The sequence below is a fragment of the Thermobacillus sp. genome (genome assembly GCF_003390775.1).
GTDB lineage: Bacteria > Bacillota > Bacilli > Paenibacillales > Paenibacillaceae > Thermobacillus > Thermobacillus xylanilyticus.
Map to the genome: position 1 here is coordinate 1 of NZ_QEWA01000033.1, position 13250 is coordinate 13250.

Here is a 13250-nt window from a genome sequence, read left to right on the forward strand (position 1 = left end):
CGAAAGGGCTGAAAAGTCTGCTTTCTCGTTACCTGGAACTTTGTTAACCTTACGGAACCGCCGTATGCGGACCCGCATGTACGGTGGTGTGAGAGGTCGGGGGCTAGCCGCCCCCTCCTACTCGATTATCCGGATCAATGACACTCCAGCCTGGCGTGGCGGCAGCCGGATTTCTCGATCTGGATCGTCGCGTGCCGGATATGGAACCGTTTCTCGATCCGGTTGAGCGCTTCCTGGAGCACGGATTGCTCATCCTGCTCGTCCCGGACGAGCAGATGGCAGCTGAGCGCATCGAGTCCGGACGTGATCGTCCAGATATGCAGATCGTGGAGGTCCAGCACGCCGTCGATTCCGAGCAGCGTCTCCCTCACCTTCCCCGCATCGATCGTCTCCGGCGTCCCTTCCATTAAAATATGAACGGCGGTCCGGGTCACGCCCCACGCGCTTCTCACGATGAGCAGCGTCACCAATACGCTGACGAGCGGATCGAACCAGTACCATGAGGTAAGCGAAATGACAAGGCCCGCCGCAATCGCCCCCACGGAACCCAGCGCATCGCCGATGACGTGCAGATAGGCGCTGCGGACGTTCAGGTTCGACTTCACGTCGCCTTTGCGCATCAGGTACCAGGCGCTGGCCGCGTTGGCCGCAAGCCCGATGAAGGCGATGAAGGTCATCATGCCGCCGGCCACTTCGGCCGGTTCGCGGAAACGCTCCACGGCCTCCCACAGGATAAATCCGGCCATGACGAACAGCGTCGCGCCGTTCAGCAGCGCGGCCAGAATTTCGAACCGGCGGAATCCGTATGAACGTTTCAAAGACACCGGCCTCGCCGCCAGCCGCATGGCCAACAGACTGAGCGCCAGCGCCCCCGCGTCGCTGAACATATGCCCCGCGTCCGACAGCAGCGCCAGGCTGTTCGTCAGCAGCCCGCCGGCGATCTCCAGCACCATGATGCCGGTCGTGATGGCAAGCGCGATGGTCAGCCCGGCCCGGTTGCCGGCACCGTGGACATGAGGATGACCGTGATGATGATGGCCGTGATGATGCCCGTGATGATCATGGCCGTGATGACCATGAGGATGACCGTGAGCCATGACAAGCCTCCATTACATATGAATAATTGCTCATGTTTATTATATACAGTACCGCAACCCCGCGCAACCGTTCAACACAAAAAAACCTCCACCCACGGCGGAGGTGCGGTACACCGTCACGGCTTCAAATGATTCAAATGATCGAGCGTCAGCTTGAAAATTTGCGCGACATGCTCGTCGTCCAGACTGTAATAAACCGTCTTGCCTTCCTTCCTTCTCTTCACGATCCGCATATTGCGGAGAATGCGCAGTTGATGCGATACGGCGGATTGTCCCATCCCGAGCACGACCGTCAGATCGTGAACGCACAATTCAGACTGCAGCAGCGCATGAATGATCCGCACCCGGGTCGGGTCGCCGAGCGCCTTGAACAGATCGGCAACATCGGATGCCGTCATGTCATCGACCAGATGATCCTTGACCGCTTGCACATCCGCGTTCGTTCCGATACAACTTGTATCACAAATGCTATCCTGTAACGCTTTTTCCATCCGTATCACCATCTTTTACAAGTTTGCCAGAACCTATTAGAACCTATTATAACACGAATACAGATTGCACCTTCCATGAATACATTCTCATTCAACGGTCTGTTCGGATTAAAAAAGATTAACCTGACCGCCGTTCCGCTTCCCGTCCGCATCCGCGGCCATCCCGCGCCCGATTCCAATTGTTTCGGTCTTGTTCCCCTCTCTCTCCCATCCTACAATCGTCAGGGTAAGGAGGGATGAACATGAAAAGACTGAGAATGCTCATCTTCCTGTGCTTGCTGGCTGCCGGAGCGATGGCGGCAGACGCGCCGGCTCATGCGGACGTCTTGCTCAAGCACGGGAGCTCGGGCGACTATGTGTGGGACATTCAATACCGGTTGAAAACGCTCAGCCTGTTCGATCAGGAGATGACGGGCTATTTCGGTCCCCATACCCGGCAGGCGGTCGTGAACTTCCAGCGGAAATACGGGCTCCCGGCGGACGGCGTAGTCGGGCCGGCAACGTGGAGAGCATTGCGCAAATATTCATTGAACAAGAGCGAAATGGACATCATGGCGCGCGTCATCTACAGCGAGGCCAGAGGCGAACCTTATAAAGGGCAGGTGGCCGTCGGCGCGGTCGTGATGAACCGGATCCGGTCCGCCCAATTTCCGGACACGATCCGCGGCGTCGTCTTCCAGCCGGGCGCGTTCACGGCGGTGGCCGACGGTCAGTATTGGCTGACGCCGAACACGACGGCTTACAAAGCGGCGCTCGACGCCGTCCGCGGCTGGGATCCGACGTACGGCGCGCTCTACTATTTCAATCCGAAGACGGCAACAAGCAAGTGGATCTGGTCGAGACAGCAGACCGTGACGATCGGCAACCATATTTTCGCCCGATAAAAACAGCATTCGCAAAACGCCGAATGCCCATCCGTTCTATCCCGCCCGTTCCGGCATATGTTGGTTACGAGCAATAAGCGATGCGGGGGTGTTCGGATGCGGGTGCGGTTTCGCCGGGGAGATACGCTGTGGGCTTACAGCCGAATATTTCAGGTGCCGCTGCCGCTCATTCTCGATTCGAACGCGCTGGATCCCGTGAATATCGCAATCGGCCAGGAAGTGGAGATTCCGGGCTACATCGTCACCGGATACACGGTCAAAGCCGGCGATACGCTGTGGCAATTGGCCCGGCAGCGGGGATTGCCCGTTGACGCGCTGCTCTTGCTGAACCCGAACGTCATTCCGGACAGGCTTGCGGTGGGCTCGCAGCTGAATATTCCGCTTCGCGTCACCTGGTTCATCGTCGATACGATCAAGCCGTACGATTCGGCCGCGCTGCAGTCGGATCTGAACCGGCTCGCGGAAGTTTACCCTTTCATCCGCCGGCGGAACATCGGCGCGTCGGTGCTCGGCAAGCCGATTCCGGAGCTGCGGATCGGCCGCGGCGCCGTGACCGTTCACATGAACGGCTCATTCCATGCGAACGAATGGATTACAACGGCCATCCTCGTCCGGTTTCTGAACCACTACGCGCTGTCGCTGGTCAACGGCACACCCATCCGCGGGCTCGACATGCGGCCGTTCTATGACGCGGTGACCCTGTCCATGGTGCCGATGGTCAATCCCGACGGGGTCGATCTGGTGATCCGCGGATTGCCGGAGCAGGAGCCGTGGCGGAGCCGCGTACTGGAATGGAACGGCGGCAGCACCGATTTCAGCGGCTGGAAAGCGAACATCCGCGGCGTCGACCTGAACGATCAGTTCCCCGCCCTCTGGGATCGGGAAGCCGCGCGGAATCCGAAAGAGCCCGGTCCGCGCGACTATCCCGGCACGGGGCCGCTCACCGAACCGGAAGCGGTCGCGATGGCGGAGCTGACGAGAAGCGGGGATTTCGCCCGCGTGCTCGCCTTCCATACCCAGGGTGAAGAGATTTACTGGGGTTTCCAGAATCTCGAACCGCCCGAATCCGAGGTGATCGTGAACGAATTCGCCCGCGTCAGCGGCTATACGCCGGTGCGGACGATCGAAAGCTATGCGGGCTACAAGGACTGGTTCATCCAGGATTGGCGCCGCCCGGGATTTACAATCGAGCTGGGACGCGGGGTCAATCCGCTGCCCTTGTCCCAGTACGGCGAAATTTACGAACGGGCGCTCGGCATTCTGCTCGCGAGCCTGTATATGTGAAGGCGGATCATGCGCCTCATGCCGTGCCGGCCTCATGCCCGCACGCGCATGAGGCGCATGGCGTTCAGCGCGACGATCAGCGTCGCGCCCATGTCGGACAGGATGGCAATCCAGATTGTCAGCCATCCCGGAACGACGAGCAGCAAGGCGGCGAGCTTCACGATCAAGGCGAACGCGATGTTCTGCCGGATAACGGCCAGCGTCTTGCGGCTGAGCCGGATCGCGTACGGCAGCTTGCCGAGATCGTCGCCCATCAGCGCGATATCCGCCGTCTCGAGCGCGGCGTCGGTGCCCGCTCCGCCCATCGCGATGCCGACGGTCGCGGCGGCCAGCGCCGGCGCGTCGTTGACGCCGTCGCCGACCATTGCGACAGCGCCGTATTCGGACGCGAGACCGCGGATCGCTTCCAGTTTGTCCTCGGGCATGAGACCTGCCCTGACGTCATCGATGCCGGCTTGCCGGGCGACGGCGGCGGCGGTGTCGCGGTTGTCCCCGGTCAGCATGACGGTCTTCCGGATGCCAAGCTCATGCAGCTTGCCGATGACCCCGCGGCTTTCCGGCCGCGCTTCGTCGATGACGCCGAGTACGGCGACCGGTTCCCCGTCCTTGGCGACGGCGAGTACCGTCTTTCCTTCCCCGCGCAGCCGGTTGGCATAAGCTTCCCACTCGCCTTCCATCCGCGCGTCCGTCCCGATCCGGATCCATTCCGGGCTGCCGATGCGGTAACGCGCGCCTTCCGTTTCGCCCTCGATTCCCCGGCCTGTCACGGACGTGAAGTTGTCCACGATTGTACCCGGGAAATCGATGCCTTCCTCACGGGCCGCCCCCGTGACGGCCGCAGCGAGCGGGTGTCCGGAGCGATGTTCGAGCGCGGCGGCTATCCTGAGCAAATCCCGGCGGTCAACCGATTCGCCGAACAGCCGGACATCGGTCAGCCTCGGAATCCCTTGCGTGACCGTGCCGGTCTTGTCGAAAGCGATCGCCTTCACCGCGCCGAGCTGCTCCAGATGGATGCCGCCTTTGATCAGCACGCCCCGGCCCGCGGCGCTGCCGATGGCGGAGACGATTGCGATCGGCGTCGAGATGACGAGCGCGCACGGGCAGCCGACGACGAGTACGGCGAGCCCCTGGTAGAGCCAGTCAAGCCATCCGCCGCCGGAGATCAGGGGCGGTACGACCGCAATCAGCGCCGCAGCGGCGATGATGACGGGCGTGTAATACTTGGCGAACTTGTCCACGAACGCCTGCGCCGGCGCGCGCCCTTCCTGCGCTTCTTCGACCAGGCGGATAATCCGCGAGATCGTCGAATCTTGCGCCAGCCGCGCAACGCGCACGTGGAGCAGGCCTTCCCCGTTCAGCGTGCCCGCGAACACTTCGTCGCCGGGCGATTTCGGCACCGGAACGGATTCGCCCGTAATCGCGGCCTGGTTGACTGCGGAGGTGCCGGATGCAACGATCCCGTCCATCGCGATCTTTGCGCCCGGCCGCACGATGAGCGTGTCGCCGACTTCGATCTCGTCCGTCCGCACCGTCATTTCCCGGCCGTCCCGCAGCACGGGGGCTTCGCGCGGCGCCAGCTCCATCAGGCTGCGGATCGACCGGCGGGCGCGCTCCATCGAGTAGCGTTCGAGCGCTTCACTGAGCGCGAACAGGATGACGACGACGGTGCCCTCCGTCCATTCGCCGATCAGCGCCGCGCCGATGATCGCGACGGTCATCAGCGTCCGCATGTCGAAGTCGAGGCGGATCAGGTTGTTGAGACCGGTCCGGAAAAGCTGATGCCCGGCGACGACGATGGACGCCGCGAATGCCGCCGCGGTCACCGGATGATGGCCGCCGAGCGCCAGTCGGGCCAGACAGCCGGCGGCAAGAAGCGCCGCGCCCGCGAGCAGGCTGCCGTGCGTCCTGAGGAACGCCGCCGCCCCGCGCGCCTTGCCGGAGTTGCCGCCCGTTGCGATGTCCCCGGTATCGGGCCGCACTTTCAATCGTTCGAAGGCGCCGGCTTTTTCCAGCTCCGCGATCGTCGCCTCGCCCGTAACGGTAATTTTCGCCGCGGCGAAATTGACCTTCGCGTCCAGCACGCCCGGGAGCCGCTTCACATTCTCCTCGAATTTGCCCGCGCAGTTCGCGCAGGTGAACCCTTCCACGCGGTAAACCTTCGTGATGCCGGACTCCGGCGCAGCATGTCGTGCCATGGCTATCCTCCGCGATATATGAACAAACTTTCATGTATAGGGTATGCATTAATAATAAATCAGTTTCACACGTTCGTCCAATAAAAAAACCTCCACCCGAAGCGGAGGCATGAGTTAATCTAATCCAGCGTCTTCTCGAATATGAAAATGACTTCGGCGGCACCGTGTTTCCGGCGAAGTTCTTCCTTCCGTTCCGCCGCCTGTTCCGCAGCCTCCGCCCGGATATCCACCCGTTCCAGCTCCCGGCCTTCCGCATCTTTCGCAACCAGCTCGACCGGCCGGTAACCGTTCGCCTGATAGAACGACTCGACCCGCGGATCGTCGGCCGAGCCGACGCCGATCCGCCGGAATCCCCGCTCCGCGCAGACCCGCTCGAACGTGCGGAGCAGCCGAGATCCGATGCCCCGGCGCGCGTACGGCTTCCGGTGGTCGAGATTGACCGCGATGCCCTGCAGGTCGGCGGCATCCTCCCGCCGGCGGGACGGCTGCCCGTAGCAGACGCCCGCCAGGTCTTCGCCCGCGAAAGCGGCGAGATACATGCCCGGGCCATCGGCCAGCCGGCGCTTCCAGTCTTCCGCGCTCTCCCGGTGCAGATAATCGCACTGGAACGGATGCACGATCGGCAGATCCGAAATCGCCGCCGGACGGATTTGGACCGTCAAATGAACCGGCGGATCGAACCGCAGCGGCTTGGCCTGCAGCCGGTCGAGCAGCAGCCGGAACGCATCCATCGGAATCCAGGCGTGCATCATGATCACTTCATTCGAGCCCGGCGCATCGTTCAGCCCCTTGCCCTGCTCCGACGCATGCTCATCCATCCGGGCCAGCAGCTCCGGCAGCATCTCCCCGCCTTCCTGAAGCCGCCAGTCCCATGTATCGTAGGTGCATCCGACGTCGATCCGCTCAGGCCGGCCTTTCGGCTTCCACCATGGATAGGTCACACCCGGAAATCCCGGCTGCTCGAAGCCCATTCCGCGCAGCAGCGATTGCAGTTCATCGCGTTTTATGTCTCCGCCGTCGTCCAGATACGGGAACCGGAACAGCTTCACCGGACGCGGCATGCCGGCTTTCGCGTAGATCCCGTCCAGCAGCCGCTCCGTCCGCGCGATCTGTTCCCGCGCTTCCTCAAGCGTCAGCTTCGAAAACGCCGGATGATCGTAGCTGTGATTGCCGAGAATATGGCCGTTTCGGACTGCATGGACCGCTTCTTCCGGATACCGTTCCAGCCGTTCGCCGAGGCAGAACCAGACCGCCCGGATGCCCCGCGCGTTCAGCTCGTCGACGCGCTGCCTGAAATCTTCGGTCGGCGCATCATCGATGGTCAGCCATGCCCGTTTCGCCGCGTCCGCCATATCGTTTCCGCCCCCGTCCGTCCAAAAATGAAACGCGCCGCAATTCAACGCCAGTATACAACGGTCCGCCGAAACGGACAACGGCATGTTCACTCGGCGGCATCCCGCTGCCCGTGCTTCCGGTCGTATTCCGCCCGCGCCGCTACCACCTCGGCGAAGTGCTCCGCAGCCCAGGTCCGGAACCCGCGGATATGCGGCATCAGCGAGCGTCCGAGATCCGTCAGCTCGTACTCGACGGCGGGCGGCACGGTCGGATGGACGATCCGCCGGATGAGTCCGTCCCGTTCCAGCCGGCGCAGCGTCTGCGTCAGCATTTTCTGCGTGATGTCCTGAATGCGCGCCTCGATCTGCCGATAGCGCTGCCTGCCGCCGTCGAGCGCGTGAAGCACCAGCACGCTCCACTTGCTCTCCAGCAGCTCGAGCACCCGCCGGTACAGACATTCGCCCAGCGAAATGTTGCCGCCGGCCGCATCCGATTTCTTCATGGATCCTCGACTCCCTTCCGCAGCGCACCTGAAGGTGCGCAACACACTTTCAAGTGCCTTCTTCCCAAAGAATAGAAGATCGGCTACGTTATGTCTATCCCGGTTGGAAGGAGTGGTGATCAACATGAAAGCTTATGAATTGCAAGGCTTCGGGCTGGACAACCTGCGCCTCGTCGAGCGCCCCGTTCCCGTCCCGGGACCGGGCGAAGCGCTCATCCGGATGCGGGCCGTCACGCTCAATCCGCGCGATCTCGGGGTGATCGACGGATTTTACTTTCCGGATCTCAAATTTCCGGTCATTCCGGTGTCCGACGGCGCCAGAGAGGTGGTCGAGCTCGGGCCCGGGGTTCAGCGGTTCCGCGTCGGCGACCGGGTCGCCGGCACGTTCGCCCAGGGCTGGATCCACGGCGATCCGCCGATCGGCTGGCATACCCGGAGCCTCGGCGCTCCGCTGGACGGCGTGCTCGCGGAATACGTCGTCCTGCCGGAATCCGGGATCATCCGCGTGCCGCAGCATATGACGGATGCGGAGGCCGCCGCCCTGCCGGTCGCCGGGCTGACCGCCTGGCAGGCAATCGCCGAAGCCGGGCGTGTGCGCGCCGGCGACGCGGTTGTCGTGCAGGGAACGGACGGCGTCTCCGTCTTCGCCCTGCAATTCGCCAAGCTGCACGGGGCGCGCGTCTTCGTCGTCTCCGGCAGCGCGGAGAAGCTGGGGCGGGCGCTTCAGCTCGGCGCCGACGCCGGCGTTCTCTACACGGAAGAGCCGGACTGGGACCGGAACGTCATCGAATGGACGGACGGCCGGGGCGCGGACCTCGTCGTCGACATCGGCGGAGCGGCGACGCTGAATCGGTCGGTGGCGGCGATCCGCTCGGGCGGCACCGTCTGCCTGATCGGCATCATGTCCGGTCCCGCCGCGGACGGGCTGCAGCTGGTGCCGACGTTTCTCAAGCGCGCACGGCTGCGGGGCATCAACGTCGGCAGCCGGGAAATGTTCGAGGCGATGAATCGCGCCATCGCGGCGAACGGACTCCGGCCGGTCATCGACAGTGTTTATTCATTCGACCAGGCGATCGCTGCGTTTGCCAAGCTCGGCGAAGGCCGGCACTTCGGCAAGATCGCAATCGCATTCTGATTGCCGCGGCGTCAAACAAATAAAGGAAGCCCCGGACCTTGCCGGGAGCTTCCCCTGCGATGCCGCGGGACCGGATGCGGTCCCGCCGCGTTCACGCGAACACGCGCGACTTCGAACGGAGAAGGTCGGCGAGGAACACGAGCGCCAGTCCCTGGCCCCAGCCTTGCACCCGCTTGTGCGACACGCCTTTGTACCCTTCGGCGTCGAACATGACGGCCGTACCGGCGGAGACGCCGCGCACCGAGCCGTCCGGCGCGATCCGGCCGAGGATGCCTTCGATGGCCCGGTTGACCGCCTTGTTGTACAGCGATCCGCGCGACAAGAGCGCGGCGGCGATGCCCGCCGAACCCGACGTCTCCGTATAGGAGGTCGGATCGGTGAGCACCGTGTGCCACAGCCCGTCCTCACCCTGCAGCCGCACGAGCGCGCTGAGCAGATCGCGCAGCGAGCCGTCGATAATCATGTAGGCCGGGTCCGCCACATGGATGAGCGGCAGCGCCTTCGCCATCGTGAGCGCCGCCCACGCGTTGCCGCGGGCCCAGTAGACGCCGGACATATGGTTCCGGTTGATGTTGTCCCAGCCGTGATAGTACAGGTTCGTCGTCTCGTCCTGCAGCACGTCCTCATGGCCGTGGTACTGCCGGATCCCGTCGCGGAAATACGGCGCCCCTTCCCCTTCCGCGCCGATCAGGTGCCCGAAGCGGACGAGGAACAGCCCGGCCATCATCATCGTGTCGACCCACGCCTGCTCCGGGAACTGATACTCGACCGAATTGACCGTATGCTGGATGATGCCGTCTCCGAAGCGCGGCGCTTCATTCGCCAGATAGTCCGCAAGCTTGCGCGCCGCATCCAGATAGCGGCCGTCTTCCGTATATTGATAGAGCGAGATGAGCGCATGGCCGATCGACACGCCGTTCACGGACAGTTTCGGCAGTCCGTCTTCCAGCTGCTCGTCGACCCAGCTTTTCACCCGTTCGATATATTCGCTATTCCCCGTTGCTTCATACGCTTCGCAGACGCCGTAGAACGCGACGCCTCCCGGCCAATCCCAGTTGAAATCCATCCGGAACGTGCGGTCGACGACCCGGTCGATCGCTTCGCGAACCGCATCCTCGTCAAAAACAAGCGGCGGCATATCCTCCACTCCTTCCGTCATTGAAACGCAAAACGCCTCCTATCCTTTCAGTCCGCTCGTGCTGATCCCTTCGACGATCTGCCGCTGGAACAGGAAAAACACGATCAGCACCGGAATCAGGCTGACGACCGACATGGCGAACATGGCGCCCCAGTTCGAGATCGTCTCGGCATCGAGATACATCTTGAGCGCCATCGACACCGGATAACTGCTCGGCCGGTTCAGATAGAGCAGCGGCCCGAGCAGATCTTCCCACCGCCAATAGAACGAGAAGATGGCGGCCGTCGCCATCGCCGGCATGATGAGCGGCACGATGATCTGCCAGAACAGCCGGAATTTGCCGCAGCCATCGATCGTCGCCGCTTCGTCAAGCTCGGACGGGATCGACCGGATGAACTGGATCATCAGGAAGATGAAGAACGGCGCCCCGAAATAGGCCGGCACGACGATCGGCTTGATCGAATTGAGCCAGCCGAGCTTGGCGAACAGAATGTACTGCGGCACGAGAGCGACTTCGAACGGCAGCATGAGCGTCATCATCATGACGGCGAACCAGAACTTGTTGCCCTTGAATTTCAGCCGCGCGAAGCCGAAGGCGACCAGCGCCGACGACAGCACCGCGCCGATCGTCGCCAGCACGACAAGCACGAGCGAGTTCTTGATGAAAATGCCGAAATGCAGTCCGCCGATCCCTTTCCATCCGGTCACGTAATTGTCCCAGATCCACGGGTCGGGAATGAGCTTTCCCGCCGTTACGAAGATCAGCTCGCTCGGTTTGAACGAACTCATGAACAGCCAGATGACCGGGTACACCATGAGGAACGCGCCGCCCGCGGCCAGGAAATGGTAAGCGGCCCGCCTGAGTCTTTTGCCGGTCATGGCTTCAGTCCTCCTTCGTCTCGTAGAACACCCAGTATTTCGACGTCGCGAACACCAAAGCCGTGAGCAGCGCGACGATGAGCAGCAGAATCCACGCCATCGCCGACGCATATCCCATGTCATAGAAGACGAACGCCTGGCGGAACAGGTAGAGCGAATAAAGCAGCGTGCCGTCGAGCGGACCGCCTTCCCCTTTCGAGATGATGTACGCCGGGATGAACGTCATGAACGCCGCGATCGTCTGCATGATTGTGTTGAACAGGATGACCGGCGTCAGCAGCGGCATCGTGATGCGGAAGAAGCGTTGCAGCGGATTCGCGCCGTCGACGGAAGCCGCTTCGTACAGGCTGGGCGGAATGTTCTTCAGCCCGGCCAGGAAGATCAGCATCGACGAACCGAACTGCCAGACCGACAGCGTGATGAGCATCCAGAGCGCGGCGGCCGGATCGGCGAACCAGCGGACGCTCTCCAGACCGATCAGATTGAGCGCCAGATTGATGATGCCTTCGTCGCCGTACAGGTTCCGCCACATGATCGAGACGGCGACGCTGCCCCCGATGATCGAGGGCAGATAGTACACCGTCCGGTACAGACCGACCGCCCGTGAAGCGCGGTTCAGCAGCAAGGCGATCAGGAGCGCGAACGTCAGCCTGAGCGGCACGCCGACGAAGACGTACAGGAATGTCACCCGGAGCGACCGCCAGAACTTCGGATCGCCCGCAAACATTCGCTCATATTGCTCAAAACCGACCCACGACGGCGCCGTGAACAGATCATAATCCGTGAACGACAGGTACAGCGATGCTGCGATCGGAAATGCGGTGAAGATCAGGAAGCCGAGCAGGAACGGGCTGATGAACGCGTACCCGGTCAGTTGATTTTTCCAGGCTGCGAACCGCATGGGCATCACTTGTTGCGGGCCAGGATGGCGTTCGCTTCTTCGCGGAACCGTTTGGCCGCGTCTTCAGGCGACAGCTTGCCGAAATCCATCGCTTCGGTGATCTCCTTGAACAGCGCGATGATTTCCGCCGCACCGTTCGGATCCGGCGGATCCATCGGCGAGCTGTTCTCCTGCGCCCAGGCCACGTAGTCGAATACTTTGATCAGCGCCGGATCGAGCGTCGGCTTCACCGCTTCGATCACCTGGCTGTTCACCGGCACGCCGCGGTCGCCCTTGATCAGCTTGTTCGCCTCGATGTCGTTCACCCAGAAATCGATGAACTTCGCCGCTTCTTCCTTATGCTTCGAGTTCTTCGAAATGGAGAAATACATCGACGGCTTCAGATACAGCCCCTGCTCGCGGTTCGGACCCGGCATGTGCGCCATTTCGAGCGGCCGGTTCGCCACCTGCTGCAGGCCGACGAACTGGTTCGTCCACTGCCAGACGCCGACCTGCTGCCCCTTGACGAGCAGATCGTCTTCAAGCCCCTTGATCTGCGCCTTCACGTCGGGCGTCGGCGTATCGCCGTCCGCGACGAGCTTCGCCAGCGGCGCGAAGAAATCGATGAAGAGCTGGTCGTCGTCGTAGCCGAGCGACGTGCCGTCCGGGCTGTACAGATGCTGGCCCTTCGTCCGCAGATAGTAGCCGAAGAACACTTCCGGACGGAAACCGCTGTCAAAATAGAGCCCGGCTTCTTTCGCCTTGCCCGCCAGCGCGTAGTAGTCATCCCAGGTCCAGTTCTCGTCCGGCTTCTCGATGCCCAGCTTCTTGAGCAGCTCGGGATCGTACTGGAACTGGATCGTGTTGACCCCGATGTTGAAGCCGTACAGCTGATCGCCCAGCTTGCCGCCGGAGATGGCGTTCTCGCTGATGTGGTCGGTGTTGATGATCGTGCCGAGGTACGGCGTCAGATCTTCGAGCTGCCCCTTGCCGCCGTATTGCGACAGATACGAGATGTCCATCTGGATGATGTCCGGAAGATCGTTTGCCGCAGCTTGCGGAGCCAGCTTCTTCCAGTAGTCGTCGAAGTTTGCGTATTCCGGCTCGATTTTCACATGCGGATATTTCTGTTGATACATCTCGATGACTTGCAGCGTATAGTCGTGGCGCGGCTGCGAACCCCACCAGGCCATCCGGAGCGTGACCGGTTCCGGATCTTTCGCGCCGCTGTCCGACTTGCCGGCCGAATTTCCCGGCGCATTGCCGGACGATCCGCCTTCCGAAGATTGCGCGTTGCCTCCGTTTCCGCCGCTTCCCCCGTCATTTCCGCCGCCCCCGCCGCATGCGGCGAGCGCCAGCGTGAGCAGGACGGTGAGCAGCAACATCCATCCGCGTCTCATGTTCTTTGCATCCCCTCTCGACTCGGTTAT

General features: G+C 62.3%; 12 protein-coding genes. 3 read left to right on the forward strand and 9 right to left on the reverse strand.

What is annotated here, in order from left to right; all coding sequences use genetic code 11:
* Window positions 1-134: 134 nt before the first annotated feature.
* Both C6W55_RS06125 and C6W55_RS06130 read right to left on the reverse strand, forming a co-directional pair.
* Window positions 135-1097 carry a cation diffusion facilitator family transporter gene (locus tag C6W55_RS06125; protein ID WP_213483472.1) on the reverse strand — a complete coding sequence of 321 codons (963 nt, stop codon included), beginning with the start codon at window positions 1095-1097 and terminating at the stop codon, window positions 135-137.
* A gap of 116 nt (window positions 1098-1213) precedes the next feature.
* The gene (locus C6W55_RS06130; protein WP_015254529.1) at window positions 1214-1588 is read right to left on the reverse strand and encodes an ArsR/SmtB family transcription factor; all 375 of its coding nucleotides are present in this window, start codon (window positions 1586-1588) and stop codon (window positions 1214-1216) included.
* Between the two features lie 242 nt (window positions 1589-1830).
* Between C6W55_RS06130 and sleB the strand changes: the two genes are divergently transcribed.
* Window positions 1831-2472, forward strand: coding sequence for a spore cortex-lytic enzyme (gene sleB, locus C6W55_RS06135; RefSeq protein ID WP_286891945.1), 642 nt, complete (start codon window positions 1831-1833; stop codon window positions 2470-2472).
* Window positions 2473-2568: 96 nt separating this feature from the next.
* A complete protein-coding gene (locus C6W55_RS06140; protein ID WP_286891947.1) occupies window positions 2569-3756 on the forward strand; it encodes a M14 family metallopeptidase in 1188 nt (395 codons plus the stop codon).
* A 32-nt stretch (window positions 3757-3788) separates the two neighbouring features.
* On the opposite strand, the gene C6W55_RS06145 is transcribed toward C6W55_RS06140, so the two are convergent.
* From C6W55_RS06145 to C6W55_RS06155, 3 genes are all read right to left on the reverse strand, one after another.
* A complete protein-coding gene (locus C6W55_RS06145) occupies window positions 3789-5951 on the reverse strand; it encodes a heavy metal translocating P-type ATPase (RefSeq protein ID WP_286891949.1) in 2163 nt (720 codons plus the stop codon).
* A gap of 119 nt (window positions 5952-6070) precedes the next feature.
* Complete coding sequence (locus C6W55_RS06150) at window positions 6071-7303, reverse strand: GNAT family N-acetyltransferase (RefSeq protein ID WP_286891951.1); 1233 nt, start codon at window positions 7301-7303, stop codon at window positions 6071-6073.
* A gap of 89 nt (window positions 7304-7392) precedes the next feature.
* The gene (locus tag C6W55_RS06155) at window positions 7393-7788 is read right to left on the reverse strand and encodes a winged helix-turn-helix transcriptional regulator (protein ID WP_286891952.1); all 396 of its coding nucleotides are present in this window, start codon (window positions 7786-7788) and stop codon (window positions 7393-7395) included.
* A gap of 124 nt (window positions 7789-7912) precedes the next feature.
* Here C6W55_RS06155 and C6W55_RS06160 point away from each other — a divergent pair, with 124 nt between their 5' ends.
* Window positions 7913-8923, forward strand: a complete 1011-nt coding sequence (locus C6W55_RS06160) for a zinc-dependent alcohol dehydrogenase family protein (protein WP_286891954.1) — start codon at window positions 7913-7915, stop codon at window positions 8921-8923.
* 91 nt (window positions 8924-9014) lie between these two features.
* Here C6W55_RS06160 and C6W55_RS06165 read toward each other — a convergent pair whose 3' ends face one another.
* Genes C6W55_RS06165 through C6W55_RS06180 form a run of 4 tightly spaced genes read right to left on the reverse strand, consistent with a single transcriptional unit; the run spans window position 9015 to window position 13220 of the window.
* Window positions 9015-10061 (reverse strand): glycoside hydrolase family 88/105 protein, encoded by a 1047-nt coding sequence (locus C6W55_RS06165; protein ID WP_041854312.1) that lies wholly within the window; start codon window positions 10059-10061, stop codon window positions 9015-9017.
* 39 nt (window positions 10062-10100) lie between these two features.
* Complete coding sequence (locus C6W55_RS06170; RefSeq protein ID WP_015254537.1) at window positions 10101-10940, reverse strand: carbohydrate ABC transporter permease; 840 nt, start codon at window positions 10938-10940, stop codon at window positions 10101-10103.
* Between the two features lie 4 nt (window positions 10941-10944).
* Window positions 10945-11847, reverse strand: a complete 903-nt coding sequence (locus C6W55_RS06175) for a carbohydrate ABC transporter permease (RefSeq protein ID WP_015254538.1) — start codon at window positions 11845-11847, stop codon at window positions 10945-10947.
* Window positions 11847-13220: an ABC transporter substrate-binding protein gene (locus C6W55_RS06180; RefSeq protein ID WP_213483465.1), complete on the reverse strand. Its 1374-nt coding sequence runs from the start codon at window positions 13218-13220 to the stop codon at window positions 11847-11849. Before C6W55_RS06180 ends, C6W55_RS06175 begins: the two co-directional genes overlap by 1 nt.
* Window positions 13221-13250: the final 30 nt, after the last annotated feature.